Source organism: Klebsiella sp. PCX, from assembly GCF_021869705.1.
GTDB lineage: Bacteria > Pseudomonadota > Gammaproteobacteria > Enterobacterales > Enterobacteriaceae > Klebsiella > Klebsiella quasipneumoniae.
This window is the reverse complement of record NZ_CP091527.1, coordinates 3,482,815-3,509,357: the sequence shown is the minus strand read 5'-3', so window position 1 is coordinate 3,509,357 and position 26,543 is coordinate 3,482,815. Positions and strand designations below refer to the sequence as shown.

22 protein-coding genes and 1 riboswitch are annotated in these 26,543 nt (G+C 58.6%); of the genes, 15 read left to right on the top strand and 7 right to left on the bottom strand.

Going from position 1 to position 26,543, the window contains the following annotated elements:
- Positions 1-58 precede the first annotated feature (58 nt).
- On the top strand, positions 59-694 hold the full coding sequence (locus GQR96_RS16695) for a helix-turn-helix domain-containing protein (protein WP_049116333.1): 636 nt from the start codon (positions 59-61) through the stop codon (positions 692-694).
- A 67-nt stretch (positions 695-761) separates the two neighbouring features.
- Here GQR96_RS16695 and GQR96_RS16690 read toward each other — a convergent pair whose 3' ends face one another.
- Positions 762-2,738, bottom strand: coding sequence for an alkyl/aryl-sulfatase (locus tag GQR96_RS16690; protein WP_069135504.1), 1,977 nt, complete (start codon positions 2,736-2,738; stop codon positions 762-764).
- 230 nt (positions 2,739-2,968) lie between these two features.
- A riboswitch (TPP riboswitch) is annotated at positions 2,969-3,066 on the top strand.
- A gap of 34 nt (positions 3,067-3,100) precedes the next feature.
- On the opposite strand from GQR96_RS16690, the gene thiM reads away from it, so the two are divergent.
- The 3 genes from thiM to fbaB all read left to right on the top strand — a co-directional run bounded on the left by thiM (position 3,101) and on the right by fbaB (position 5,871).
- Positions 3,101-3,874 carry a hydroxyethylthiazole kinase gene (thiM, locus tag GQR96_RS16685; RefSeq protein WP_069135505.1) on the top strand — a complete coding sequence of 258 codons (774 nt, stop codon included), beginning with the start codon at positions 3,101-3,103 and terminating at the stop codon, positions 3,872-3,874.
- Complete coding sequence (gene thiD, locus GQR96_RS16680) at positions 3,871-4,671, top strand: bifunctional hydroxymethylpyrimidine kinase/phosphomethylpyrimidine kinase (RefSeq protein ID WP_009307429.1); 801 nt, start codon at positions 3,871-3,873, stop codon at positions 4,669-4,671. The genes thiM and thiD overlap by 4 nt, the downstream gene beginning before the upstream one ends.
- Before the next feature lie 147 nt (positions 4,672-4,818).
- Positions 4,819-5,871, top strand: a complete 1,053-nt coding sequence (gene fbaB, locus GQR96_RS16675; RefSeq protein WP_004201578.1) for a class I fructose-bisphosphate aldolase — start codon at positions 4,819-4,821, stop codon at positions 5,869-5,871.
- Positions 5,872-5,931: 60 nt separating this feature from the next.
- On the opposite strand, the gene GQR96_RS16670 is transcribed toward fbaB, so the two are convergent.
- From GQR96_RS16670 to GQR96_RS16660, 3 genes are all read right to left on the bottom strand, one after another.
- Complete coding sequence (locus GQR96_RS16670; protein ID WP_004201577.1) at positions 5,932-7,215, bottom strand: RbtT/DalT/CsbX family MFS transporter; 1,284 nt, start codon at positions 7,213-7,215, stop codon at positions 5,932-5,934.
- Between the two features lie 80 nt (positions 7,216-7,295).
- Positions 7,296-8,903: an FGGY-family carbohydrate kinase gene (locus GQR96_RS16665; RefSeq protein ID WP_069135506.1), complete on the bottom strand. Its 1,608-nt coding sequence runs from the start codon at positions 8,901-8,903 to the stop codon at positions 7,296-7,298.
- 27 nt (positions 8,904-8,930) lie between these two features.
- Positions 8,931-9,680 (bottom strand): SDR family oxidoreductase, encoded by a 750-nt coding sequence (locus GQR96_RS16660; RefSeq protein ID WP_023318720.1) that lies wholly within the window; start codon positions 9,678-9,680, stop codon positions 8,931-8,933.
- Between the two features lie 255 nt (positions 9,681-9,935).
- Between GQR96_RS16660 and GQR96_RS16655 the strand changes: the two genes are divergently transcribed.
- Positions 9,936-10,937, top strand: a complete 1,002-nt coding sequence (locus GQR96_RS16655; protein WP_004201573.1) for a LacI family DNA-binding transcriptional regulator — start codon at positions 9,936-9,938, stop codon at positions 10,935-10,937.
- Positions 10,938-10,958: 21 nt separating this feature from the next.
- Here GQR96_RS16655 and GQR96_RS16650 read toward each other — a convergent pair whose 3' ends face one another.
- Entirely contained in the window at positions 10,959-11,900 is a 942-nt protein-coding gene (locus tag GQR96_RS16650; RefSeq protein WP_017899351.1) for a sugar-binding transcriptional regulator, read from the bottom strand.
- 206 nt (positions 11,901-12,106) lie between these two features.
- Between GQR96_RS16650 and dalD the strand changes: the two genes are divergently transcribed.
- From dalD to GQR96_RS16600, 10 genes are all read left to right on the top strand, one after another.
- Positions 12,107-13,474 (top strand): D-arabinitol 4-dehydrogenase, encoded by a 1,368-nt coding sequence (dalD, locus tag GQR96_RS16645; RefSeq protein WP_049116328.1) that lies wholly within the window; start codon positions 12,107-12,109, stop codon positions 13,472-13,474.
- A gap of 9 nt (positions 13,475-13,483) precedes the next feature.
- A complete protein-coding gene (xylB, locus tag GQR96_RS16640; protein WP_069734086.1) occupies positions 13,484-14,947 on the top strand; it encodes a xylulokinase in 1,464 nt (487 codons plus the stop codon).
- Positions 14,948-15,016: 69 nt separating this feature from the next.
- Positions 15,017-16,294 carry a D-arabinitol transporter gene (gene dalT / locus GQR96_RS16635; protein ID WP_069734087.1) on the top strand — a complete coding sequence of 426 codons (1,278 nt, stop codon included), beginning with the start codon at positions 15,017-15,019 and terminating at the stop codon, positions 16,292-16,294.
- Between the two features lie 49 nt (positions 16,295-16,343).
- Positions 16,344-17,006 carry an HAD family hydrolase gene (locus GQR96_RS16630; RefSeq protein ID WP_004201567.1) on the top strand — a complete coding sequence of 221 codons (663 nt, stop codon included), beginning with the start codon at positions 16,344-16,346 and terminating at the stop codon, positions 17,004-17,006.
- A 297-nt stretch (positions 17,007-17,303) separates the two neighbouring features.
- Positions 17,304-18,458, top strand: coding sequence for a mandelate racemase family protein (locus GQR96_RS16625; protein WP_004214749.1), 1,155 nt, complete (start codon positions 17,304-17,306; stop codon positions 18,456-18,458).
- 119 nt (positions 18,459-18,577) lie between these two features.
- Entirely contained in the window at positions 18,578-20,200 is a 1,623-nt protein-coding gene (locus GQR96_RS16620) for an ABC transporter substrate-binding protein (RefSeq protein WP_004180553.1), read from the top strand.
- Entirely contained in the window at positions 20,197-21,234 is a 1,038-nt protein-coding gene (locus GQR96_RS16615) for an ABC transporter permease (RefSeq protein WP_032456380.1), read from the top strand. Before GQR96_RS16620 ends, GQR96_RS16615 begins: the two co-directional genes overlap by 4 nt.
- Positions 21,231-22,136, top strand: coding sequence for an ABC transporter permease (locus GQR96_RS16610; protein WP_069135509.1), 906 nt, complete (start codon positions 21,231-21,233; stop codon positions 22,134-22,136). The genes GQR96_RS16615 and GQR96_RS16610 overlap by 4 nt, the downstream gene beginning before the upstream one ends.
- Entirely contained in the window at positions 22,108-22,971 is an 864-nt protein-coding gene (locus GQR96_RS16605; protein WP_004175147.1) for an ABC transporter ATP-binding protein, read from the top strand. The genes GQR96_RS16610 and GQR96_RS16605 overlap by 29 nt, the downstream gene beginning before the upstream one ends.
- Positions 22,972-22,981: 10 nt before the next feature.
- Positions 22,982-23,755 (top strand): ABC transporter ATP-binding protein, encoded by a 774-nt coding sequence (locus GQR96_RS16600; protein ID WP_004180550.1) that lies wholly within the window; start codon positions 22,982-22,984, stop codon positions 23,753-23,755.
- Positions 23,756-23,995: 240 nt separating this feature from the next.
- Here GQR96_RS16600 and yegS read toward each other — a convergent pair whose 3' ends face one another.
- Positions 23,996-24,892, bottom strand: coding sequence for a lipid kinase YegS (yegS, locus tag GQR96_RS16595; RefSeq protein ID WP_074384518.1), 897 nt, complete (start codon positions 24,890-24,892; stop codon positions 23,996-23,998).
- Between the two features lie 242 nt (positions 24,893-25,134).
- Positions 25,135-26,496, bottom strand: a complete 1,362-nt coding sequence (yegQ, locus tag GQR96_RS16590; protein WP_004201559.1) for a prephenate-dependent tRNA uridine(34) hydroxylase TrhP — start codon at positions 26,494-26,496, stop codon at positions 25,135-25,137.
- Positions 26,497-26,543: the final 47 nt, after the last annotated feature.

Here is a 26,543-nt window from a genome sequence, read left to right as displayed (position 1 = left end):
CGTCTTTAGCAGGCGAGGACTGCTATACTGTCGCTAACGGCGCAGGCGAGGGTAGAGGATGAATTTCCAGGAAATACATAGTTATTATAAAACGTTAGCCATAGCCGACTTTTTTGCCGATATCCTCGTGGAAGGTGAAGAGGTTATTCTCGCCGCCAGTAAAAAATGGCGTCCGGAGTCAGGATATATTTATTTTTGTACCGAGGGTTCGTTATCAATATTAATGCCGGATAATGGATTGAGTATTGGTAATTCCATTGAGCATATGCCGATTGGCCTGATGGAGCGATATTGCCCGCTGGCGAAATTTGAATATATCGGTAGCGCTCCGGTGACGCTGCGTAAAATTACCTACGCGACCTTCGATCGTCTGTTCATTGATAATCACCCGCAGCGCGTTGAAGCGCTGGCGAAAGTGCTGGTGTTCATGAGTATCTTTACCATCGACCTGCACAATGAACGCCGTCAGGTGACCAGCTATCAGACGATTCGCCCGATGCTGTATCGTTATCTGTATCGGCAGCATACGCATGAGGGTGAAAATGAGGGACTGGCGTTATTTATCATCAGGCGTACCAATCTTTCGCGCACCCATGTTTTTCGCGTGCTGGCGGACTTAAAGGCGGGGGGATATATCACCATGAAACGTGGCAAGCTTATCTCTATCGATCGCCCGCTGCCCGCGGACTATTGAACGACGCTGAGAAGGGTAACAAGGCGGGATCGCCGCCTTGTTACTCAGGATAGCCGTCAGCGAATCATTACGGCGTCACGATGTTAAACCAGAAGTCAAACGGGTCCATATAGCCAAGCATTTCATCGAGTTTAGCCCCGTTACCGCTGATTTTCACCTCGCCCTTATCTTCCGCCTGCTTCAGGGTCTCTTCTTTGAGGATGATTTTATTCAGGGTGGCGCGATCCAGCGTCAGGGTGGCATCCGCCTCTTTGGCTTGCGCATTCGCGGTGTGGTTCAGCACGCCGTTTTCCAGCTCCAGCTTATATTGGCCACCATCACTGCCGAGATCGATATTGAACACCGACTTCGCGTTACCCGCTTTTTCGCCATTGATATGGACCGCCAGATAATCAAAGAACATTTCCGGGGTCATGGCGCGGACGGTGTCCGGGCTGGCGGTGTTCGGGGTCGGGCCTTTTACCACACCGTTACGCAGCTCCTGGGCGCCGGTGAGATAGAAGTTACGCCACGGGCCGGACTCCGCCTGATAGCCTAGCTGCTCCAGGGCATCGGCTTCCAGATTACGCGCCTGCTGGTTGTTAGGATCGGCGAAGACGACTTTGCTCACCACCTGGGCCACCCAGCGGTAGTTACCCTGGTCGTAATCCTCTTTCGCTTTCTTCAGGATGGCATCCGCGCCGCCCATGTACTCGACGAACTTCTTCGCCGCTTCTTCCGGCGGCAGTTCGTCAAGGGTGGCCGGGTTGCCGTCGAACCAGCCGAGATACAGCACGTAGGTGGCCTTCACATCGTGGCTGACCGAGCCGTAGTAGCCGCGGTTAGCCCAGGTATTGGCGAGGCCGTCCGGCAGCTTAAAGTTAGCGGCGATTTCATCGCGGGTCAGGCCTTCGTTAGCCATCCGCAGGGTCTGGTCGTTGATGTAACGATAAAGGTCACGCTGACTCTTCAGCAGGTTAACCACGTTCTCGTTGCCCCAGGTTGGCCAGTGGTGCTGGGCCATTATGATCTCAGCCTTATCGCCCCAGCGAACGATCGCCTGGTTGATATATTTCGACCATGGCAGCGGCTCACGGATCTTCGCCCCGCGCAGCGAGTAGGTGTTATGCAGAGTGTGGGTGACATCCTCTGCGGATTCGATCAATTTCTTCTCTTCGATATACCACAGCATTTCTGACGGCGCTTCGGAGCCCGGCGCCAGCATAAAGTCGTAGGTCAGGCCGTCGATCACCTCTTTCTGGCCGTCCTTGTCAATAATATTGGTTGGCGCAATCAGGGTGACAGTGCCCGCGGAGGTCGTGGTGCCCAGACCGGCGCCCACCTGGCCTTTGGCGTCCGGTTTCAGCAGGTTGCCGTACATATAGCTGGCGCGGCGGCTCATGACGTTCCCAGCCATGATATTTTCCGCCACTGCGGCTTCCATAAAGCCGGACGGCGCGTAGATTTTTACTTTACCCGCTTTGACGTCGGCTTCATCAACCACGCCGCGCACGCCGCCGTAATGGTCAACGTGGCTGTGGGTGTAGATCACCGCGACGACCGGTTTTTTACCCCGGTTTTTATAGTAGAGATCCATGCCGACTTTGGCGGTTTCAGCCGAGACCAGCGGGTCTACGACGGTGATCCCTTCTTTTCCCTCAATGATTGTCATATTGGAGAGATCAAGATTGCGGATCTGGTAGACCCCGTCGGTGACTTCAAACAGGCCGCTGATGTTGATCAGCTGCGACTGGCGCCACAGGCTCGGGTTCACCGTCTCCGGCGCTTTTTCCCCTTCTTTAATGAAGGCGTACTGGCCCGGATCCCAGATGACATTGCCCTGTTCGCCTTTGATGACCTCTGGCGGCAGGGCGGCAATAAAGCCTTTATGCGCATTGGTGAAATCGGTGTTATCGGAGAAGGGGAGTTGGTTGTAGAGGGCATCGTTTGCTTTTTTGGTCGCTTCGGTCGCCTCTTTGGCTGACGTATCTGCCCAGGCAGCAAAAGCGAGACTACTTAACATACCCGCTAACGCTAACCCTTTCACTATCGGGGTTAATTTCATTGGAATCCTCATTAATGGCATGGTTCGTTCGGTTTTACCGATATAACGCAGGTGACTGTTTGTTACGGATTTTTTAAATATAACCATGCATTAACATTCATCCAGTTTTGCTTACAAAAAATGCGCGTTTTACTTCTTTTGTATTACTGACGCTGGCGGGAAAAGAAATCAGCCTGGCTTGTGTTACACCGCCACATTTCGTACTCTGCTTCAGGAAAATGTTGTACCGCTTTTATGACTCGGGGTGCCCTTCTTCGTTGAAGGCTGAGAAATACCCGTACCACCTGATCTGGATAATGCCAGCGTAGGGAAGTCAGAGACCGCAGGGTCATTGCTTCTACCTCGTCTGGCGGGAGCAAACCATGCCTGAGCTGCTGAATCCCGCGCCTGTCGCGCACCTGCGCCATCTGCTGCGCGCCCATTCCCCCCTTGTGCACTGCATGACCAATGACGTGGTGCAGACCTTTACCGCCAATGTTCTGCTGGCCGTCGGCGCCTCGCCGGCGATGGTGATCGATCCCCGCGAAGCGGCGCAATTTGCCGCTATCGCTGATGCTCTGTTAATCAACGTCGGCACCCTGACCGCAGACCGCGCCGTGGCCATGCGCGCCGCAGTGGAGCAGGCCCGCCAGGCCGGCAAGCCCTGGACGCTGGATCCGGTAGCGGTCGGCGCCCTGACCGTGCGCACGGCCTTTTGTCACGAGCTGCTGGCCCTGCAGCCGGCGGCCATTCGCGGCAATGCCTCTGAAATTCTGGCGCTGGCCGGGATGAGCAGCGGCGGGCGCGGGGTGGATACCACCGATACGGCCGCCGCGGCGCTGCCGGCGGCCCAGGCGCTGGCTCGTCAGTTGACCACCGTAGTGGCGGTCACCGGCGAGGTGGATTACGTCACCGACGGCGAGCGGGTGCTCAGCGTGGCGGGCGGCAGTGCGCTGATGACCCGGGTGGTGGGCACCGGCTGTGCGCTGTCGGCGGTGGTGGCGGCGAGCGCGGCGCTGCCGGGCGACCGGCTGGAAAACGTGGCCGCCGCCTGCGGGTTAATGAAGCAGGCCGGGGAAATCGCCGCCCGTCACGGGGGACCCGGGAGCTTTGTTCCGGCGTTTCTCGACGCGCTGTATCAGGAGGTGCGCGCATGAAACGCATCAATGCCCTGACCATCGCCGGCACCGATCCCAGCGGCGGGGCCGGTATCCAGGCCGATCTGAAAACCTTCTCCGCGCTGGGGGCCTATGGCTGCTCGGCGATCACCGCCCTGGTGGCGCAGAATACCCGCGGCGTGCAGTCGGTCTATCGTATTGAACCGGACTTTGTGGCGGCGCAGCTCGATTCGGTATTCAGCGATGTGCGCATCGATACCACCAAAATCGGCATGCTGGCGGAGACCGATATTGTGGAAGCCGTGGCCGAGCGGCTGGCGCGCTACCGGGTGGCCAATGTGGTGCTGGATACCGTCATGCTGGCGAAAAGCGGCGATCCGCTGCTGTCGGCCTCGGCGGTAGAGACCCTGCGTCAACGATTGTTGCCGCAGGTGTCGCTGATCACTCCAAACCTGCCGGAAGCGGCCGCCCTGCTTGACGCCCCCCATGCGCGCAACGAGCGCGAAATGCTGGAGCAGGGGCGGGCGCTGCTGGCGCTGGGCTGCGGCGCAGTATTAATGAAAGGCGGCCATCTCGACGATGCCGAAAGCCCGGACTGGCTCTTCACCCGCGAAGGGGAACAGCGATTTACCGCGCCGCGAGTGCAGACCAAAAACACCCACGGCACCGGCTGCACACTCTCCGCCGCGCTGGCGGCGCTGCGCCCGCGTCACGCCGACTGGGCGGCCACCGTTACCGAGGCCAAGGCCTGGCTGTCGGCGGCCCTGGCCCAGGCCGACTCCCTGGAGGTGGGCCACGGCATCGGACCGGTACACCATTTCCACGCCTGGTGGTAAATGGCAGCGTAACGGGACAGCAGAATCTCCTGAAAAAATGCCCTCCCGGCTGGAAAATAGGCTAAGTCGGTACCAGGCTTAACCTGCCCAAAATAATTGGGTTGGGATAATGCATGCCGGCTCCGGCCGGCCTTACGGGAGATTGCTATGACTGATATTACGCAGTTGCTGGGCAAAGATGCCGAGAGCCTTTTGCAGCACCGTTGTATAACCATTCCGGCCGACCAGCTGTATCTGCCTGGCGCAGATTATGTTGATCGGGTGATGGTGGATAACAACCGGCCACCGGCGGTGCTACGCAATATGCAAACCCTGTACAACACCGGACGTCTGGGGGGGACCGGCTACCTTTCCATTCTGCCGGTCGACCAGGGCGTGGAGCACTCGGCGGGGGCCTCCTTCGCCGCCAACCCGCTGTACTTCGATCCGAAAAATATCGTCGAGCTGGCGATCGAAGCCGGCTGTAACTGCGTGGCGTCGACCTACGGCGTGCTGGCCTCGGTGTCGCGCCGTTACGCGCATCGCATTCCTTTCCTGGTGAAGCTCAACCATAACGAAACGCTGAGCTACCCCACCGAGTACGACCAGACCCTCTACGCCAGCGTTGAGCAGGCGTTCAATATGGGGGCGGTGGCCGTGGGCGCGACGATCTATTTCGGCTCGGAACAATCGCGTCGTCAGATAGAAGAGATTTCCGCTGCCTTTGAGCGGGCGCATGAGCTGGGCCTGGTCACCGTGCTGTGGGCCTATCTGCGCAATTCGGCTTTCAAGAAAGACGGTGTCGACTATCATGTGTCCGCTGACCTGACCGGTCAGGCCAACCACCTGGCGGCCACCATCGGCGCCGATATCGTTAAGCAGAAAATGGCGGAGAATAACGGCGGCTACAAAGCGGTTAACTTCGGCTATACCGACGACCGGGTGTACAGCAAACTGACCAGCGATAACCCTATCGATCTGGTGCGCTACCAGCTGGCCAACTGCTATATGGGCCGCGCCGGGCTGATTAACTCCGGCGGCGCGGCGGGCGGGGAGACCGACCTTGCCGACGCGGTGCGCACGGCGGTGATCAATAAACGCGCCGGCGGCATGGGGCTGATCCTTGGCCGTAAAGCGTTTAAGAAATCGATGGCCGACGGCGTGAAGCTGATCAATGCCGTGCAGGATGTCTACCTCGACGGCAAAGTCACCATCGCCTAAGGCGAAAATCCGGGCGTCACCGCCCGGATTGCTCGTTGTTCCTACCCGATGTCGGGTTTATTAAGACTCCGCCGCGTTGGCGGTAAACGGTTTTGCACTCTGAGCACTGGTAAAGCCAGGCTGTTCAACGCGGATTAACGGGCACAGGAAGAAGGCCAGAATATATAAGGCGGTATAGGCAATCACCACCCCGATGGTGCTGAAATAGGGCAGCAGCACCACGGCGATCGCCGGCGCCAGAAAGTTCGACAGCCCGGCTGACAGGTTATAGACCGAAATCGCCGCGCCTTTATGGTTCGGCTCCAGTGCCGGGAACACCGCCGCCATCGGCACGAATGCGGCGACGAAAATACCCAGGGCAATAGCCGGCACCAGCGCCATCGCAAAGCTGTGGCCAAAGTGCTGAGGGATGTAGTAAAACGCCAGGCTGGAGAACGCCATCCCGATGCAGCCGAACCAGCGAATCACCTTCATCCAGCCCATTTTCTCCGCCACGATCCCCCAGAAAACGTTCGAAAAGATAGTGGTGAAGAAGAAGGCCGCCCACACCTGGAGCCACTCCGAGGTGGTAAAGCCCAGCTCATCAACGAACATCATCGGCATAATCACCGCAAAACCAAACAGCGACAGGGTGTTAATAATGCGCACAATGCTCGAGAACAGGATGCTGCGGTTGGTATAGAGCAGCGTCGCGGCGCGCCCCAGTTCGGCGAGTTTTTCGCGAGTGGTCAGGTTCTGCATATGGCGCGGCGTTTCGGTATGACGCATCGACACCAGCGCAATGATGCCGCCGGTGGCGCAAAAGACCAGCGCCAGCCACAGGGTCCCCATTTCGCCAATGTGGGGAATGGTGAAGCTCGGAATATAGCTGCCGAACACGCCGATGCCCACGGAGTAGACCGCCCAGAACCAGCCCAGCGCAGAGCTGGAACTGTCGCTGCGAACGTTGTGGATAATGGCGACGATAAATGAGTAGAGGAACAGCGGGTAGGCCAGGCCGCGGATGCCATAAAACAGCAGGATCAGCGCATAGTTGGCGCGACCGAGGCCGAAGACGAGGAACAGTACATGGAATACGCACCACAGCACGAAGCCGATCATCATGGCCTTGCGTGGGGTGATGATCTCCGCCACCACGCCGGAGACCCACGCCGACAGGGCGGCGGCCAGACCGTATAGCGTAAAGGCAAAGGAAGCCTGCGCCGGGGTGAATCCGAGTGCTTTGATGTAGTGCGACAGAAAAGCCAGCTCAAAGCCGTCGCCGGTCATAAACACGGCGATGGCGACATATCCCCAGATGAGGTTGAGCGGTAGACCGTACCACTGTTTGTTATTAACGGACATGTTGACCTCGATTTCAGAGTGCAGATGAGTGTCTCCGCTGCACAGCAGCGGAGCATTATTGTTATTAAAAAAGAGGGTTGTTATTCGCGAATCAGCCTGCCGGCCTGTTGTAGCGCCTTATAGGCCTCATACCTGCGCTGATGTAGCGAGCTAAACGCAGTCTCGCTGTGATAGGTGGCATCCACCTGAGTAAATTGCTTCATGGCCTCCGGCAGTGAAGCCGCGATTCCGCCCGCGACGGCGCCGAGGATGGCGGAGCCTAACAGCACCGGCTCGCTGCAGGCGGTGCTCACGACGCTAACGCCGCAGGCGTCGGCCAGCAGCTGCCGCACCAGCGGATGCTGTCCGGCCCCGCCGCTGATGACGATATTTTCACTCTCAATTCCGCAGGCGCGCTGGGCGTCGAGGATCTGTCGCAGGCCATAGCCAATCCCGCATAACCCGGCAACGTACAGCGCGGTCAGGTTATCCAGGTCCCGCTCCATCCCCAGCCCGGCAATCAGCGCTTTCGCGTGGGGGTCGGCAAGCGGCGCGCGGTTACCGAGAAACTCGGGCACCACGTGTAGACCGGCGGCCAGCTTGACCGCCTCAGAAGGCGAGGCAGCCTGCGCCAGTACGCGATCTGCCAGCCAGACCGGCAGAGGGACGCCCGCGGCTTTAGCCTGCTCGCAAGCCGCCGCCGCCGCCGGATGGAAGCTCAGCAGCTGGTCGATTGCTGCGCCGGCGGCGCTTTGTCCGCCTTCAATCAGCCAGTAGCCCGGGACCATCGCCGAACAGTAGGGGCCCCAGACGCCGGGGACGAACACCGCTTCCTCAGTGGTGGTCATGGTGCAGGAAGAAGTGCCGAAGACGTAGGCCATATTGTTGACCGCGCCGTTAAGCACCCCAATGGTGCCGATGCCGCCCGCGTGGGCGTCAATCATCCCCACCGCCACCGGCGTGCCGATCGGCAGGCCCATCTCTTCTGCCGCCGTGGCGCAAAGACCGTCGCCGCAGGGGGTTCCAGGGGCGACAATCCGCTGGCCGATGCGGACAAAATCTTCATCCGCCAGCTCGTCGAGGCCAATCTGGCGGAAGTAGCCGGCATCCCAGCGTTGTTCATGCGCCAGGTAGGTCCATTTACAGGTCACCGTGCAGACCGAGCGGGCGTCATCGCCGGTTGAGCGCCAGGTAAGGTAATCGGCGAGATCGAAGAAGTGGCGCGCCTGCTGATAGATGTGCGGGCGATTCTCCTTCAGCCACAGAATTTTCGGCGTTTCCATCTCCGGCGAGATTTTGCCGCCAACGTACTGCAGTACCGGGTGGCCCGTCGCGTTGATCTTTTCCGCCTGCGCGGTGGCGCGATGATCCATCCAGACAATAATATTGCGGTCCGGATCGTCCGAAGGCCCGACCGCCAGCGGCGCGTCGTTATCGCCAATCACCACCAGCGAGCAGGTGGCATCGAAGCCGAGCCCGGCGATCGACGACGGCGGAACGCCGGCGCTGGCCACCGCGGTTTTAATGCAGTAGCACACCGCCAGCCAGATTTCACGGCTCGACTGCTCAACCCTATTCCCGGCGCTGCGAAACAGGGTAATTTCCCGGGTCGCGTGGGCGAGAAGCTCGCCCCGCAGATTGAAGACTCCGGCGCGCACGCTGCCCGAACCGACATCCACACCAATAATGTTTTGCGTATCGTTTTGCATCACATCCTCTCACAGGCTGGTTACGGGTCAGAGATCCACGCTGTTCGGCAGGATCACAATGTCGCGTACGGTGACGTTTTTCGAACGCGTCACCATAAACAGCACTGACTCCGCCACTTCAATCGGCTGCATCAGACTGCCGTTGGCCAGCGCTTCATCCATTTTGGCTTTTGGCCAGTCGTCCAGCAGCGCGGTCACCACCGGGCCCGGCAGTACGGCGCCGACGCGCACGCCATACTGCGCCACCTGACGACGAGTGGTGTGGACAAACGCCTGCACAGCGAATTTCGACGCGGTATAGACAGGCTCCCAGATCACCGGCACCACGCCCGCGATGGAGCTGGTGAAAATAATATCCCCGGATTGTTGCGCGATCAGATGCGGCAGGACGCTGCGCACGCAGCGGAAGGCGGCGTTGATGTTGAGGTGCAGCACGCGGTCCCAGACGTCCGGGTCGCCCTCGGCCACCGGCCCGCCGATATAGGCGCCGGCGTTGGCGTGGAAGATATCGAGACGCCCGGTAAGCTGCAAAATGCCCTGCAGAAGATTATCGACCTGGTCCGCCTGCATCAGATCCACCTGCAGAGCGAAGGCGTTTTCGCCAAGTTCGGCGACCAGTTTGTTGAGCTTTTCGCCTTCGCGGTCGATTAGCACTACTTTTGCGCCAGCCCCCAGCAGGGTCTTCGCGCACTCGAGGCCGATACCGGACGCCGCGCCAGTGATCGCGGCGACTTTACCGCTGAGGGAAGTATTCATAGAGGAGACAGAGTGGTTCATTTTATAATCCTTTGCCGTGTCTGGTTAAAACTATCGAACCCGAGGGCATCGCGTTCGAGGTTATGGACAAAAACCTGGTAACATATTGAATATCAGCATCATTATTCAGGCTTGCTGGCATGTTAAGGCAGTATGCGCGCGTACTTCCTGGCGTGAAATGGATGCTCAATCGATGAAGCTATGTTGCGCTCGCTTCATCGATTGAGCAAGTGGGGAAATTAACAGCGACATGATTTTGTGACGCAAGTTGGAAAAATGAAGAAGATAACGATTTACGACCTGGCGGAGCTTTCCGGCGTTTCGGCGAGCGCGGTGAGCGCTATCCTCAACGGTAACTGGAAAAAGCGCCGCATCAGCGCAAAGCTTGCCGAGAAGGTGACCCGGATTGCTGAGGAGCAGGGCTATGCGATTAACCGCCAGGCCAGCATGCTGCGCAGTAAAAAATCACACGTCATTGGCATGATTATCCCCAAATACGATAACCGCTACTTCGGTTCCGTCGCCGAACGCTTTGAGGAGATGGCCCGCGAGCGTGGCCTGCTGCCGATTATCACCTGTACGCGCCGAAGCCCGGAGCTGGAGCTCGAAGCGGTAAAAGCGATGCTCTCCTGGCAGGTTGACTGGGTGATCGCGACCGGGGCGACCAATCCGGATAAAATTTCCGCGCTCTGCCAGCAGGCGGGCGTGCCTACGGTCAATCTCGACCTGCCGGGGTCTCTCTCTCCGTCGGTGATTTCGGATAACTACGGCGGTGCGAAAGCGCTGACCCACAAGATCCTCGCTAACAGCGCCCGCCGTCGGGGATCGCTGGCGCCGCTGACCTTCATCGGCGGGCGCAGCAGCGACCATAACACCAGCGAGCGTTTACGCGGTTTCCACGATGCGCATCACGAGCAGGGGCTGAGCGTGCCGCAGGCGAATATTCTGGCTCCCGGCTATTCGAAAGGTCACGTTGAGGAATGCCTGCAGGAGCGGTTTGGCAGCGCGAAGACGCTATTGCAGGGGATATTTGTTAACTCGACGATATCCCTTGAAGGGGTTGTGCGCTGGCTGTCGCAGGTGGGGCTGACCGGCAGCGAGCAGCCGCCGATGGGCTGCTTCGACTGGGATCCGTTTGTCTATCTGCTGGGGCACGATATCGACATGGTGCAGCAGGACGTGCCGGCGATGCTGGACGCTGTTTTTTCGATTATTGACGCCGGCGAAGCCAGCCAGCAGCGGATTGAAATTCCGCCGCGACTGATGAGCAGCAGTTGAGTCGCTGTCTGCTGTTTGCCGTTAGCGCGTCAGCAGCCAGCGAGCGGTATGTTCATCGGTCACCAGGCCGTTGATCCAGCCGCCTTTAAGGGCGGCCAGGATCGCCGGTCGTTTGTATTCTCCACAGGCCGCGGCAATCCGCGGGCAGTGGTTCTGGCGGATATCATAGCTGGTGATCATGCGGTTGATCTCGCTGTCGACCACCTCGCCTTCTGCATCAATAAACCGCCCGAGGATCTCCCCGATGCCGCCGCGGGCGGTCAGCTCATCCATCTGCGCCTGATTGATAAATCCGTCTTTAAAGATCGGGCTTTGCGTGCCCAGCGGACCAATACCGACAAAAATCACGTCCGCCTCCCGGGCGACGCCAGAGACGCTGCGGAATAAGCGATTGGTGCACCACATCTCATACTCATCCGCGGTCTGGGCGTAGCGCGGCGCCGGCCACTGATAGTACTTGGCTTTTATTTTGCTCGTCAGCAGCAGGGGCACGTCATCGTAATAGTTGCACTGCCCGTCGGCGTCCATGGCGCTGATCAGCGCCACGCAGCGGGTATTCAGGCTGTCGAAATCGATGCGCTGCAGCGCTTTTTTCAGGGTCAGGCCCGAGCCCAGACCGATGATTTTCTCTTTATCATCCTGCAGGTAGCGAGCCATCAGCTGATAGCAGCCAAACGATACGCTATCGAGGGTGCTTTCTTCGCTAAAGGCGGGGACCACATTGCACTCAAGAAGCTGATACTTTTCCTGCAACAACTGCGCATAATCGAGGCAGTTCGCCACTGGATGGTGCAGATTAATCGACACAATCCCTTCTTCTTTCGCGGCGGCGATCAGCCGTTGCACCACCGGTCTGGAGGTGCCCAGCTGGCTGGCAATCTCGCTCTGATTCTGGCCGGCGATGTAGTACATCCATGCGGCACGCACCTTCTGATCCAACCGGATATCGTCTTCTTTACTCATGGTCTCCCGCCCTAAGTTGCTGGCCTGGGCACGCAATTGGCCCGGCGAATACCCGCATTCTCGCCGTGGTTGGCATAACTGGCAAGCTTTTGCTCTTGACTGGTCATTTGTAATTTAATTGAGTAATTGTTCTTTTGTGATCTGTGGCTCTTATTTTGGTCAAATGATCAATTACAGTGGCGCCATCAACTCAAGGAGAGCAGAACATGAACAATCAATTCACATGGCTTCACATTGGTCTGGGTTCTTTTCATCGCGCGCATCAGGCGTGGTATCTGCATCGTCTGATGGCTTCCGGGGATAAGCGCTGGCGCATCGCGGCGGGCAATATCCGCAACGACGCCGAGCAGGTGGTGCAGGCGCTGGCGGCGCAGGGAGGACGTTACGTGCTGGAGACCGTCAGCCCGGAAGGGGAGCGCGAATATGAAGAAATCACCTCTATTCAGAAACTGCTGCCGTGGCAGGCAGGGCTGCAGCCGCTGATTAACGAAGGGGCCAATCCGCAAACAAAAGTTATCGCCTTTACCGTGACGGAAGGGGGGTACTACCTGAACACCCGCCATCAGCTGGAAACCAGCAACCCCGATCTGCAGGCCGACCTGAAAGGCGAATGCAAAACCATTTACGGCACCCTCGCACGAATTCTGGAAAAGCGCATGGCGGACAACGCCGGGCCGCTGACCCTGCTCAACTGCGACAACGTGCGGCATAACGGTGAGCGCTTCCACGACGGGATGGTGGAGTTCCTGCAGCTTACCGGCAAACAGGCGGTGATTGACTGGATGGCCGCGAATACCACCTGTCCGAATACCATGGTGGACCGCATCACCCCGCGTCCGGCGGCCGATCTGCCGACCCGTATCAAAGCGCAAACCGGCATTGACGATAAGGCGCCGGTAATGGGCGAGACTTTTATCCAGTGGGTGGTGGAGAACAACTTCCGCGATGCCCGCCCAAATCTGGAAGCGGTCGGCGTGGAGATGGTCGAGTCGGTTATCCCCTATGAAGAGGCGAAAATCCGCATCCTGAACGCGTCCCACAGCTGCATTGCCTGGGCGGGGACCTTAATCGGCCAGCAGTATATTCACGAAAGCACGCTCACCGATGCTATCTACGCCATTGCCGACCGCTACGTCACGGAGGATGTCATTCCTTGCCTCGGCGATAACGGCATTGATCTGCCGACCTACCGCGATGTGGTGCTCAAGCGCTTTACCAACCCGCATATCCAGGACACCAACCAGCGCGTTGCCGCCGATGGTTTCTCAAAAATTCCGGCGATGATCGCGCCAACCTTGCAGGAGTGCTATCAGCGCGGCGTCCGTCCGGAAGCGACCGCCATGCTGCCGGCGCTGTTCTTCGTCTTTATGGAGCAGTGGCACAAGGGAACCCTGCCGTATCAGTACCAGGACGGCATCCTGGATGCGCAGGCGGTGCATGAGATGTTCGAGGCTCAGGATCCGGTGGCTGTCTTCGCCCGTGATAAAGCCCTGTTTGGTGATCTCGCCAACAACGCGGATTTCCTGGCGCTGATGCGCGAGAAAGTCGCCGCCGTTTACACGCTGATTAAATAAGAGGTGGCTATGTATCTGGGTATCGATCTTGGCACATCGGAAGTCAAAGCGCTGGTCATTGATGAGAACAATCAGGTTATCGCCAGCCATAGCGCGCCGCTGAGCATTCAGCGGCCTCATCCGCACTGGTCAGAACAATCGCCGGAGTTATGGTGGGAGGCGACGGAGTACCTGATGGCCACCCTACGGGAAAAATGCGCTCAGCACTGGTCGGCCGTCAAGGCGATAGGCCTCTCAGGACAGATGCACGGTGCGGTGCTGCTGGATGAAAAGGGGGAGACGATCCGTCCGGCCATTCTGTGGAACGACACCCGCTGCGCCGCAGAGTGCGCAGAGCTGGAGGAGATGGCGCCGGAGCTGCATCAGGTGGCGGGCAACCTGGCGATGCCGGGCTTTACCGCGCCGAAGCTGCTGTGGGTGCGTCGTCACGAGCCGCAAAACTTTCAGCGCACCGCCACGGTGCTGCTGCCGAAAGATTATCTGCGCTACCAGATGACCGGGAAGAAAGTCTCCGATATGTCGGACGCCGCCGGAACGCTGTGGCTGGACGTGGCGAAGCGCGACTGGTCCGACTCGCTGCTGGATAAATGCGGCCTGTCGCGCAGCCAGATGCCGATGCTGGTGGAAGGCTGTGAGGTTTCCGCCACCCTTGACCCGCAGGTGGCTGCACGCTGGGGGCTGAACGCCTCGGTGGTGGTGGCCGGGGGCGGCGGCGATAACGCAGTCAGCGCCATTGGCGTCGGCGCGGTCTCGCCGGGGGACGCGTTTATTTCGCTCGGTACCTCCGGGGTGCTGTTTGTGGTGACCGACGCCTATCGTCCGGCGCCGCAGTCGGCGGTCCATGCATTTTGTCACGTTCTGCCGAACCTGTGGCATCAGATGAGCGTGATGCTTAGCGCCGCCAGCTGTTTGCAGTGGTTCTGCCGCCTCACCGGTACCACGGAAGTGGCGCTGCTGGCGGAGATTGCCGAGCTAAGCGAGGAGGATAAAGCCAGCGCGCCGTTCTTCCTGCCTTATCTCTCCGGGGAAAGAACCCCGCATAACGATCCTGACGCCCGCGGCATCTTCTGGGGCATGACCCACTCCAGCCTGCGTGCCCAGCTCGGCTACGCGGTGCTGGAAGGGGTGAGCTTTGGCATCAACGACGGTCTGCAGGCATTGAAAGAGAGCGGGACACCGATCGCGCAGTGCTCGCTGGTGGGCGGGGGCGCCCGCAGTCCGTTCTGGGCCCAGCTGCTGGCCGATATTCTCGCTATGCCGGTGGTGACCCACAAAGGCGGAGAGACCGGCGGCGCACTGGGCGCGGCGCGGCTGGCCTGCCTGGCGACGGGCAAACCCATTGACGCGGTGTGTGAAAAACCGGAAGTCTGGCAGACCTGGCGTGCGGATCCTATTCGCCACCACACCCTGATGCAACGCTACGCGCAGTTTAAAGCCCTGTATTTAAACGATCTGCACTATCGGCAGCACTGATTTTACCACCACAGCCGCTTCGTTGAACGTCGCGGAGCGGCCACCCTGTACCCTGAAAACGAGGTCATTATGTCTATCAATAATAAACAGTGGCTCGGTTTACCCCTGAACCTGCTCTGGGGATACATCGCCATTGCCGTATTTATGACCGGCGACGGTTTCGAATTAGCTTTTCTCTCGCACTATATCAAAGCGCTCGGCTTCTCTCCGGCGGAGGCCTCCTTTGCCTTTACCCTCTACGGCCTGGCCGCCGCGCTGTCGGCGTGGATTTCCGGCGTGGTGGCGGAAATTATCACCCCGCTGAAAACGATGATGATTGGCTTCGTACTGTGGTGCGTGTTCCACGTGCTGTTCCTCGTTTTCGGCCTCGGTCACGCCAACTATGCGCTGATCCTGCTTTTCTACGGCATCCGCGGCTTCGCCTATCCGCTGTTCCTCTACTCGTTTATCGTGGCGATTGTCCATAACGTCAAAAGCGACAACGCCAGCTCGGCCATCGGTTGGTTCTGGGCGGTCTATTCCATCGGCATCGGGGTCTTCGGCAGCTATATTCCGAGTTTCACCATTCCGCATATTGGCGAAATGGGCACCCTGTGGCTGGCGCTGGCCTTCTGCCTTACCGGGGGGGTGATTGCTCTGGCTTCCCTGCGCCATATTCAAACGCCGCAGCATATGCAGAATCTCACCACCCGTGAGAAGTTTGCCGAGCTGGGACGCGCCGCGACGCTGCTCTATACCAACCGCAATATTCTGCTGTCGAGCATGGTCAGGATCATCAATACCCTCTCGCTGTTCGGGTTTGCGGTGATTATGCCGATGATGTTCGTTGATGAGCTGGGCTTCAGCACTTCAGAATGGCTTCAGGTGTGGGCGGTCTTCTTCTTCACCACCATTTTCTCTAACGTGCTGTGGGGCATTTTGGGTGAAAAACTGGGCTGGATGAAGGTGGTGCGCTGGTTCGGCTGCATCGGGATGGCGCTTTCCAGCCTGGCGTTTTACTACATCCCTCAGCACTTTGGCCACAGCTTTGCGATGGCGCTGATCCCGGCCATCGCCCTGGGGATCTTTGTCGCCGCCTTTGTGCCGCTGGCCGCCGTGTTCCCGGCGCTGGAGCCGAAGCACAAAGGCGCGGCGATTTCGGTGTATAACCTGTCGGCGGGGATGTCTAACTTTCTCGCTCCGGCGATTGCCGTGGTGCTGCTGCCGTTCTTCAGCACCATTGGGGTAGTCATCGCCTATACCGCATTGTACGTGGTGGCCTTTTTCCTCTGTGCGTTTATCCGCGTGGAGCAGCCGGGATTTTCCCACAAGGAAGCGACTGCCCGTGAGCAGGTTGAATTCTCTTAAGGTGATGTGGCTGGCATGGGCTCCATGCCAGCCTTAATGAGGTGAACGAATGAGTATGCAGGCGGTTATTTTTGACATGGATGGCGTGATTATTGATTCCGAGGCGCTGTGGCGCCAGGCGCAGATTGACGCCCTCGCGCAGTGGGGAGCAACGGCGAGCGTGGCTGAGTGTGAAACCCTGACCAAGGGCAAGCGTCTCGACGAAATCGCCGACACCTGGTGCCGCTATTTTCAGCTTAACCTTGCCCCATCGCTGCTGGAAGAGGCCATATTGCAGCGCATCACCGGCCTGATTGCCGCCGAAGGCGTGCCGATGCGTGGGGTGCAGGAGGCGTTAGGCTATTTTCGCGCTGCCGGCTATAAAATTGCGCTCGCCACGTCATCATCCCGCCAGGTTATCGCCGCCGTGCTGAACAAGCTCTCGCTCTGGCACTTTTTTGACGCGATCTCCAGCGCGGATGATGAACCACGCGGCAAACCGCACCCGGCGGTGTACCTCACGACGCTGCGGAAGCTCAATCTCAACGCCAGCCAGTGTCTGGTGATTGAGGATAGCTTTACCGGCTTTTGCGCGGCCCAGTCGGCGGGGATTGCCACGATAGTGATTGCAGAAGATAGCCAGCACGCGCGTTTCCAGGCCGCCGCTGGCCGCTATCAAACCTTACCTGAACTGCTGGAAGCGCTTAGCGCGGAGCCAGCGGCGGCGGTTTAAGTCAGCCATTTGTGGGCGCAGACATTCCCGGGATGTAGCTGGTCGGTTAATCTCTTCTCTGCGCTCACGCCCTTTTTTCTCCTGGTCGATCTGCCTCACATTTCGCTCATCTTTTGTGAAAACAGTCACGTCTTGTTGTGCCAATGCCCAAATTTATGGCCTTGCTTAGCGGTGTTTGTCCGAGGCACTACTACGAAGTTGTGCTTAGATTATATATTGAAACGTATTTTCAATAATGTGAAACCGCTTTGCCGGTTTGATTATGTCGATCGGATTTGGCCGTGATAAGGACCGAGCATGAAAATTGAATCTGTGAATGTCACCGTTTTCCAATATCCCACTCGTCGGGTTTCCGACAGCGCCGGGCACTCCCATCCGGGGGGTGAAAGCATGGCCAAAATGGCGATGCTGACCATCACCGCTGATGATGGGGCGCAGGGCTTTTCGTTTGCGCCTCCGGAAGTCGTGCGCCCGTTCGTGGTGAATACTTTTTTTCGCAAAGTGCTGGTGGGACAGGACCCGTTTAACCGTGAGCGTATCTGGCAGGATCTTAACCACTGGCAGCGCGGCAGCGCACATCAGCTAACGGAGCGCGCGCTGTCGTTTGTTGAACAGGCGCTGTGGGACCTGATCGGCCGCAGCCTTAAGATGCCGGTTTATAAGCTGCTCGGCGGCTATCGCGACACTGTCCCGGCTTACGGTAGCACCATGTGCGGCGACGATCTGCCGGGCGGCCTGTCGACCCCGGAAGAGTATGCCGCTTTTGCTGAGAAGCTGGTCGCCCGCGGCTACAAGGCCATCAAGCTGCACACCTGGATGCCGCCAATCTCTTTTGCGCCCAATCCCAAAATGGACATTAAAGCCTGCGCGGCGGTGCGCGAAGCCGTAGGGCCGGATATTGACCTGATGATTGATGGCTATCACTGGTACAGCCGCGCCGAGGCGCTGTGGATCGGCAAAGAGCTGGAAAAACTCAATTTCGCCTGGTTTGAAGAGCCGATGGAGGAGGATTCGATGTCCTCCTATGCGTGGCTGGCGGAAAACCTGTCGATTCCCATCGTCGGGCCGGAGAGCTTCGGCGGCAAGCACCACATGCGCGCCGAATGGGTGAAAGCCGGGGCCTGCGACATTCTGCGCGCCGGCGCTAACGGCGTGGGGGGGATTACACCGACCATGAAGGTGGCGGCGCTGGCGGAATCTTTCGGCATGGATTGCGAAGTCCACGGCAACGGAGCGGCAAGCCTGGCGGTGGTGGGCGCGATCCGCAACTGCCGCTGGTACGAGCGCGGCCTGCTGCATCCGTTCCTCGACTACGATGAACCGGCGGCCTATCTCAACAGCATTGTCGACCCGATGGATGACCAGGGATTTGTGCATTTGTCACAACGTCCGGGTCTCGGTGAAGACATTAATTTTGCGTATATCGAAGCCAATACCGTTAGCCACGACTGATTTAAAAAAATAAATACCCGATGGCGCTGCGCTTATCGAGCCTGCGGCCCGGTAGACCGGATAAGCCGAAAATGCCGCCATCCGGCAACATGTACCCTACAGTACAGGCAAACAGAGATATGAAAAAAACCTCCTTACTGGGAGCGTGTATTCTCGCGCTCGCCATGTCGATGGGGAGCGGGGAGGCGGTGGCGAAAACGCCGCCCGACCAGCTGATCATCGGCATGAATATGAATAACCTGCTCACCCTTGACCCGGCGGCGATGACCGGTAACGAAGTGGTGGGGATCGTGGTCAACCTCTACGACTCGCTGGTGGAGCTTGACCCTGAGCAGCTCACCACCGTCAGGCCCGCGCTGGCGAAATCCTGGGATATCAGCCCCGACGGCAAAACCCTGACCTTTCATCTGCGCGATGACGTTAAGTTTCACTCCGGCAACCCGCTGACCGCCGCCGACGTCGTGTGGTCAATGCGGCGCATCCTGCACCTCAACCTGGCCCAGGCCTCAGTATGGAAATCCTATGGCTTCAGTAAGAAAAATATCGACAGCCAGGTCAGCGCGCCGGACCGCTTCACGGTGCAAATCGTATTACCCAAAGATAACGATCCGCAGCTGGTGATTTACTCGCTGGCGGCGCTGGGCAACCTCGGAGTGCTGGACAGTAAAACGGTGCAAAGCCACCAGCAGGATAACGACTGGGGTAACCGCTGGCTAACCACCCATGAAGCCGGTTCCGGGCCGTTTATCCTCGAAACCTGGCAGGCGAAAGATGTGCTGCGCATGAAGCGCAACCCTGACTACTGGCGCGGCGAGGCGAAAATGAGCCGCGTGGTACTGCGTCATTTCCAGGAGTCGCAAACTCTGCGCCTGATGATCGAAAAAGGCGACCTTGATATTGCCAACAATATGGCGGTTTCCGATATCAACGCCCTGCGCAGCGATCCGCAGCTGACCGTCGATGCGGTGCAGCGCGGCACCATGTACTACGTGGCGATGAGCATGAAAGAGGCGCACTTCGCCAATCCGAAAGTGCGCGAGGCGGTGCGCTATCTGATTGATTACCAGGGTATCAATAAAGCGCTGATGCCGGGCTACGGCGTGCTGCACCAGCGGCCTATCAAAGCGGGAATGCCGTCCACGCTACCCGATCCCGGCTACAGGCTGGATGTGGCGCGGGCGAAAAAGCTGCTGGCGGAAGCGGGATATCCCAACGGCTTTGATACCACGCTGCGGGTACTCTCCGATCAGCCATTTCTTAACATCGCTATCGCCGTGCAGTCGACGCTGATGCAGGCGGGGATTAACGCCAAAATCATCACCGGCACTGGTAACCAGATCTACGGCGCAATGCGCGAGCGTAAATTTGACCTGCTGGTAGGTCGCGGCGGCAGCGGGATGGAGCCGCATCCGCACTCCAGCCTGCGCGCGCTGGTCTATAACCCGGATAACAGCGATAAGGCGCGCCTGACCAACTTCCAGGGCTGGCGTACCGGTTTTTACGACCCGCAACTGAATACGATGATTGACCAGGCCCTGCTGGAACGCGATCCGCAAAAACAGGTGGCTGACTACCAGGCCATCCAGACACGCTACGACCAGCTGGTTCCGGCTTTAATTCCGCTTTCGCAGATGGTTGATTCGGTCGTCGTGCGCAACGAGGTACGGGAGTATCAGCCGCACCCCTCCGCCACCACTTTTCTGCGTGACGTCTATAAAGTTCGCGAAGGAGAGAAAGGATGAGTACCGCAATCCTTGCGCCCGGCTCACGCGGCCGGCGCTTATCAAAACGGCTACTGCAGGTGGTGATTACACTGTTCGGCCTGCTGCTGCTGACCTTTACCATTGGCCGCGTCATGCCCATCGACCCGGTGCTGGCGATTGTCGGCCCGGATGCTGACCAGAGTACCTATCAGCAGGTTTACCAGCAGCTGGGGTTTGATAAATCGCTGACCACCCAGTTTGGCATCTATTTCGTCAACCTGTTGCACGGCGATCTGGGCAACGCGCTGCTGACCGGGAAACCGGTGGTGGACGATATTATCCGCGTCTTCCCGGCCACCATGGAGCTGGCAACGATGGCGATTATTGTCGGCGCGGGTCTTGGTATTCCGCTGGGCGTGTTGGCGGCGGCGCGGCGCAATAGCGTCTCCGATTATGTGGTACGCATTATCAGCCTGGCGGGCTACTCGATGCCGATCTTTTGGGTCGGGATGATGGGGCTGCTGGTGTTCTATGCCTGGCTTGGCTGGGTAGGCGGCGCCGGGAGGGTAGAGCTCGGGCTGGATGGTGTGGTGCCGCGCTGCACCGGGCTGATGACCGTTGATGCGCTGCTGGCCGGCAACGGCCAGGTGTTCTGGAACGCCATTAATCATCTGATTCTTCCCGCCTCGCTGCTGGGTTTTCACTCGCTGGCTTATATCAGCCGTATGACCCGCAGCTTTATGCTGGCCCAGCTGTCGCAGGAGTTCATTATTACCGCCCGGGTGAAAGGGCTGACAGAGCGCCAGGTTATCTGGAACCATGCGTTTCGTAACATCCTCGTGCAACTGCTGACGGTGGTGGCGCTGGCCTACGGCGCGCTGCTGGAAGGCGCGGTGCTGATTGAAACCGTCTTCTCATGGCCGGGGTTTGGCTCCTACCTTACCGGAAGCTTGCTGCTGGGCGATATGAATGCGGTGATGGGCTGCGTGCTGCTGGTGGGGGTGATCTTCGTGATGCTCAACCTGCTCTCCGACATGCTGTATCAATTCTTTGACCCGAGGACAAAATCATGACCGTTTCTCTGGATTCGCCGCTTTCGGGTGGTGCGGGCGAAGGCCGTCAGCGGCTGCAACGCGCGGCGGTGCGGGCCGTCGGGTTTATCGGCAAAATGGCGCGCAATCCGCTCACGGCCATCGGCGGAGGAATTATCTTTATGCTGCTGGTGGTGGCGATTTTCGCGCCGCTGATTGCGCCTTATAACCCGCTGGTACAGGACCTGAATAGTGCGCTGGTCGCGCCGAATGCGCAGCACTGGTTCGGCACCGATGAGTTTGGCCGAGATATCTTTAGTCGCCTGGTGTACGGCTCCCGCATCACGCTCTATATCGTGCTGCTGGTCTCAGTGACCGTCGGTCCGCTCGGACTGCTGCTGGGCGTCAGTGCCGGCTATTTCGGCGGTAAAGTCGATATGGTGCTGATGCGCGTCACCGATATTTTCATCTCCTTCCCGAGTCTGGTCCTGGCGCTGGCGTTTGTCGCCGCTTTAGGACCGGGGCTGGAGCACGTGGTTATCGCCATCACGCTGACCGCCTGGCCGCCGATTGCCCGTCTGGCGCGCGCCGAAACGCTCTCTCTGCGCCAGGCTGATTTTATCTCCGCCGTGCGTCTGCAGGGCGCTTCATCGGCCCGCGTCCTCTGGCGCCATATCGTGCCGCTGTGTCTGCCCTCGGTCATTATCCGTATCACCATGAATATGGCCGGGATCATTCTGACCGCGGCCGGCCTAGGCTTTCTCGGCCTCGGCGCGCAGCCGCCAGAGCCGGAGTGGGGAGCGATGATCTCCAGCGGGCGCACTTATATGATGGAGTGCTGGTGGGTCGTAACCATTCCGGGGCTGGCGATTTTGATCAATAGCTTAGCGTTCAACTTCTTAGGAGATGGCCTACGTGACATCCTCGATCCCCGTAGTGAATAATGCACCGCTGCTCGACGTGCGCGATTTGTGCGTCGACTTTGTTAACGGTAGCGCGGTGACCCACGCCGTGCGCGGCGTCTCCTTCCAGCTGGGGCATGAGAAGCTGGCTATTGTCGGCGAGTCCGGTTCGGGTAAGTCCACCGTTGGGCGCGCGCTGCTGCAGCTGCATCCGAAAAAGGCCCGCGTCAGCGCCAGCCGGATGCAGTTTGCCGACCTCGATCTGCAGCATCTTAGCGAAGCGCAGATGCGCGGCGTACGCGGCAAACGTATCTCTATGATTATGCAGGACCCGAAATATTCGCTTAATCCGGTGGTCTGCGTGGGTAAGCAAATCGCCGAGGCCTGGCTTACTCATCATCCCGGGCGCAAAGATGAGGCGAAAGCCAGGGCGCTGGAGATGCTGGAGGTGGTGCGTATTCGCCAGCCGGAGCGCGTTTATCAGCTTTATCCGCATGAAATATCCGGCGGACAGGGGCAGCGCATCATGATCGCCATGATGCTGATTACCGACCCGGAGCTGATCATTGCCGATGAGCCCACCTCCGCGCTGGACGTGTCGGTGCGCCTGCAGGTGCTGGGCCTGCTGGATGACCTGGTTCAGTCGCGCGGGCTGGGGCTGATTTTTATCAGCCACGATATCAACCTGGTGCGCAGCTTCTGCGACCGGGTGCTGGTGATGTACGCCGGACGGGTAGTGGAGTCCATCGCCGCTAAAGATCTCGATCACGCCCGTCACCCCTACACTCAGGGATTGATTAACTCGCTGCCGGATATGCAGCATCGTCGCCCGATACTGCCGGTGCTGCAGCGTCAGGCCAGCTGGTTAACGGATTAAGGAGCGGATAATGATTGAAGTTCAACATCTCAACCTCGCGTTTGGCGAGGGGGAGAAGCGTAACCAGGTGCTGTATGACGTCAGTTTCCACGTTAAGCCCGGCGAGATCTACGGTCTGGTAGGAGAGTCCGGTTCCGGTAAAACGACGGTGCTCAAGTGCCTGGCGGGGCTGTTTACCCACTGGCAGGGGGAACTGACCATCGATGCTCAGCCCTTAGGGCATGAAATTAGCCGCGAGCGCTGCCGTCAGGTGCAGATGGTATTTCAGGACCCTTACGGATCGCTGCATCCCCGTCACACCATTGGCGATATCCTCGAAGAGCCGCTGCAGATCCATCGTATCAACGACCGCGACCGGCGGATCAATGTGCTGCTGGATAAAGTTGGCCTCAACCGCGCCTTTCGCGAGCGCTATCCGCATCAGCTCTCCGGCGGGCAGCGGCAGCGCGTGGCGATAGCCAGAGCGCTGATTCTTGAGCCTCAGGTGCTGCTGCTGGATGAGCCGACGTCGGCGCTGGATGTGTCGGTGCAGGCTGAGATCCTTAACCTGCTGGCAGAATTGCAGCGGGAGGCTAAGCTCACTTACCTGATGGTCACCCACGATCTTGGGGTTATTGCCCACTTATGCCAGAAAGTGGCGGTGATGCAGTACGGGAAGATCCTCGAAACCCTGACGGTCGATGCGCTGGTCAGCGGCCAGGCGCAGACGGCCTATACGCAGATGCTGGTTAACGCCAGTCGGCAATATACGCGCGAAATGGCGCGTGAGGTGGCGGAATACTAAGCTTTATGGCGCATTGTCTCACGGCAGATGCGCCCATTTTAATAGGTAACTATTTGATGTTATAGGTTTTTTGTGGTTGTGGGTATCGTCTATTAATGTAAGCGCGTTGTTTGGATCGATATCCTGCCTAGGTTTTTCCTGCAGCCGCAGGTGCCGTTTTACCTTAACATTCAGAGGCTCAATCAACGAACCCGGCTGCTGTATACCAGCCGGGCACCGTCTTTGCTTTGCGAAGCCTGATCAGCGCAACAGCGGGCAGTCGGGCGGCAGCCGGCAGCGCAGGGCCGCCGGTAACAGCTCCATACGGAAGGTTTTTCCGCTGAGCGGCTCGCCGTCGAGGTTAAACGTCATCTCATGGGGGGCGGTGATCTCAAACCAGGAGGAGACGCCGTCGACAATATTCGGCGAGTTTTCCGGATTCGCCAGGGTGCTGAAGAGGGCAGGGATCAGCTCTTCGCCGGTGAAAATGCGCAGATGCAGCAGACCATCGTTAATCAACGCCTCCGGACATAGCTGCTGGCCGCCGCCCGCCTGGCGGCCGTTGCCGATGCCGATGACCAGCGCATCGCCCTGCCAGTGAAAGTTTTCCCCGCGGATCTCGCAGCGGTCCGGCTTCAGGGTATCCATGCGCATCAGGCCGTGGATTAAATAAGAGACACCGCCGAGCGCGGCTTTGAGCTTTTCCGGCGTTTCGGTGGTGATCCGGGTGCCGAACCCGCCGGTCGCCATATTAATAAAGCCGGTCTTATCATTAACCCGGGCGATATCTATCGGCACATCGCGACCGACGATCGCCAGCTTGAGGGCGCTGGCCAGATCCTGTGGAATACCGACGCTGGTGGCGAAGTCGTTGGCCGTGCCCAGCGGTAAAATCCCCAGCGCCATGTTGCTGCCGCGCTCCACCAGCCCGGTCGCCACTTCATTAATCGTGCCGTCGCCGCCGCCGGCGATCACCGTTTCAACGTTCAGCTGCAGGGCTTCATCGATAAACCGCGCGGCATCGCCCTTTTCCCAGGTCACGCGGACGTGAATATCAATCCCTTCATCGCGTAACAGGTTAACCGCTTCGCGTAGCTGCGGTTCATTGGCACCTTTGCCGTTAAGGATCAGTAAGCTGGCAGGAAACGTAGACATCATCAAGGGAACCTTTATTGCTCAATGTTGCATAAAGTGTACCGCATGACGCAAGTGAAGGCCGGAAGAGAGGCAAAAAAATAAGCCCGCGTAAGGGAGATTACGCAGGCTAAGGAGGTGGTTCCTGGTACAACTAGCATTTATGGGTTATGTTTTTCAGCGAAATGGATGATACCTGTTTCGATCGAAACGGTATGTGATCCGATTCTAATATCCTTACATCGTGAAAAAATAACGCAAATTAACTAGTTACCGTGCGGGTTTCTGGTTGTCTGACCAGTAAAGTTGCGCATCAGCAGCGCATACTGCAGGGGCAGGTCGTCCGGCACAGGCAACCATACGGTATAGCCGTCGCCCGGGGCCACCGGCATGGCTTCGCCTTTGCCATTTTCCATGTGCTCGAGGGTGAAGTTGACGTTACCCTGCGGAGTCATCAGTTCAAGGCTGTCGCCAACGCTGAACTTATTTTTGACCGCCACTGCCGCCAGCGGGCCGTTCCGCTCCCCGGTGAATTCGCCGACAAACTGCTGGCGTTCGGAGAGGGAGTAGCCATATTCGTAGTTCTGGTAATCGTCATGGGTATGGCGGCGCAGGAAGCCTTCGGTGTACCCGCGATGGGCCAGCCCCTCAAGGGTTTCCAGCAGGCTGGTATCAAACGGTTTGCCGGCGGCGGCATCATCGATCGCCTTGCGGTAAACCTGGGCGGTGCGCGCGCAGTAGTAGAAGGATTTGGTGCGGCCTTCGATCTTCAGCGAGTGAACGCCCATCTGGGTCAGACGCTCAACGTGGGCGATAGCCCGCAGATCTTTCGAGTTCATGATGTAGGTGCCGTGCTCATCTTCGAAGGCGGTCATGTACTCGCCCGGACGTTTGGCTTCCTCGATCATAAAGACTTTATCGGTCGGCGCGCCAATGCCGAGGGTTGGCTCCACGGTCTGCACCGGAATCGGCTCATATTTGTGAACGATATTGCCGACGTCGTCTTCTTTACCTTCCGCCACGTTGTATTCCCAGCGGCAGGCGTTGGTGCAGGTTCCCTGATTCGGGTCGCGCTTGTTGATATACCCGGAGAGCAGGCAGCGGCCGGAGTAGGCCATGCACAGCGCGCCGTGGACGAAAATCTCAATTTCCATCTCCGGCACCTGGCGGCGGATCTCTTCGATTTCATCCAGCGACAGTTCACGCGACAGGATCACGCGGGTGAGGCCCATCTGCTGCCAGAATTTTACCGTCGCCCAGTTGACGGCGTTGGCCTGCACCGAAAGATGGATCGGCATATCCGGAAAGTTTTCCCGCACCAGCATGATTAAACCCGGATCGGACATGATCAGCGCGTCCGGACCCATCTCCACCACCGGCTTCAGATCGCGAATAAACGTTTTCAGCTTGGCGTTATGCGGGGCGATGTTGACCACCACATAGAATTTTTTACCCAACGCGTGGGCTTCATTGATGCCGAGCTGCAGATTTTCGTGATTGAATTCGTTGTTACGCACGCGCAGCGAGTAGCGCGGCTGGCCGGCATAAACGGCATCGGCGCCATAGGCGAAAGCGTAACGCATATTCTTCAGCGTTCCCGCCGGGGAAAGGAGTTCTGGTTTAAACATGGTGTTCTCGTTCTGATGACAGGTCAGATTCGCCGCACCGGGTGCGG

What these genes read in the sequence shown, in the direction of transcription:
- GQR96_RS16695 (WP_049116333.1), top strand. Translation starts at nt 59, where the DNA reads ATGAATTTCCAGGAAATACATAGTTATTATAAAACGTTAGCCATAGCC.
- GQR96_RS16690 (WP_069135504.1), bottom strand. Translation starts at nt 2,738, where the DNA reads ATGAAATTAACCCCGATAGTGAAAGGGTTAGCGTTAGCGGGTATGTTA.
- thiM (WP_069135505.1), top strand. Translation starts at nt 3,101, where the DNA reads ATGCCTGAGCTGCTGAATCCCGCGCCTGTCGCGCACCTGCGCCATCTG.
- thiD (WP_009307429.1), top strand. Translation starts at nt 3,871, where the DNA reads ATGAAACGCATCAATGCCCTGACCATCGCCGGCACCGATCCCAGCGGC.
- fbaB (WP_004201578.1), top strand. Translation starts at nt 4,819, where the DNA reads ATGACTGATATTACGCAGTTGCTGGGCAAAGATGCCGAGAGCCTTTTG.
- GQR96_RS16670 (WP_004201577.1), bottom strand. Translation starts at nt 7,215, where the DNA reads ATGTCCGTTAATAACAAACAGTGGTACGGTCTACCGCTCAACCTCATC.
- GQR96_RS16665 (WP_069135506.1), bottom strand. Translation starts at nt 8,903, where the DNA reads ATGCAAAACGATACGCAAAACATTATTGGTGTGGATGTCGGTTCGGGC.
- GQR96_RS16660 (WP_023318720.1), bottom strand. Translation starts at nt 9,680, where the DNA reads ATGAACCACTCTGTCTCCTCTATGAATACTTCCCTCAGCGGTAAAGTC.
- GQR96_RS16655 (WP_004201573.1), top strand. Translation starts at nt 9,936, where the DNA reads ATGAAGAAGATAACGATTTACGACCTGGCGGAGCTTTCCGGCGTTTCG.
- GQR96_RS16650 (WP_017899351.1), bottom strand. Translation starts at nt 11,900, where the DNA reads ATGAGTAAAGAAGACGATATCCGGTTGGATCAGAAGGTGCGTGCCGCA.
- dalD (WP_049116328.1), top strand. Translation starts at nt 12,107, where the DNA reads ATGAACAATCAATTCACATGGCTTCACATTGGTCTGGGTTCTTTTCAT.
- xylB (WP_069734086.1), top strand. Translation starts at nt 13,484, where the DNA reads ATGTATCTGGGTATCGATCTTGGCACATCGGAAGTCAAAGCGCTGGTC.
- dalT (WP_069734087.1), top strand. Translation starts at nt 15,017, where the DNA reads ATGTCTATCAATAATAAACAGTGGCTCGGTTTACCCCTGAACCTGCTC.
- GQR96_RS16630 (WP_004201567.1), top strand. Translation starts at nt 16,344, where the DNA reads ATGAGTATGCAGGCGGTTATTTTTGACATGGATGGCGTGATTATTGAT.
- GQR96_RS16625 (WP_004214749.1), top strand. Translation starts at nt 17,304, where the DNA reads ATGAAAATTGAATCTGTGAATGTCACCGTTTTCCAATATCCCACTCGT.
- GQR96_RS16620 (WP_004180553.1), top strand. Translation starts at nt 18,578, where the DNA reads ATGAAAAAAACCTCCTTACTGGGAGCGTGTATTCTCGCGCTCGCCATG.
- GQR96_RS16615 (WP_032456380.1), top strand. Translation starts at nt 20,197, where the DNA reads ATGAGTACCGCAATCCTTGCGCCCGGCTCACGCGGCCGGCGCTTATCA.
- GQR96_RS16610 (WP_069135509.1), top strand. Translation starts at nt 21,231, where the DNA reads ATGACCGTTTCTCTGGATTCGCCGCTTTCGGGTGGTGCGGGCGAAGGC.
- GQR96_RS16600 (WP_004180550.1), top strand. Translation starts at nt 22,982, where the DNA reads ATGATTGAAGTTCAACATCTCAACCTCGCGTTTGGCGAGGGGGAGAAG.
- yegS (WP_074384518.1), bottom strand. Translation starts at nt 24,892, where the DNA reads ATGATGTCTACGTTTCCTGCCAGCTTACTGATCCTTAACGGCAAAGGT.
- yegQ (WP_004201559.1), bottom strand. Translation starts at nt 26,496, where the DNA reads ATGTTTAAACCAGAACTCCTTTCCCCGGCGGGAACGCTGAAGAATATG.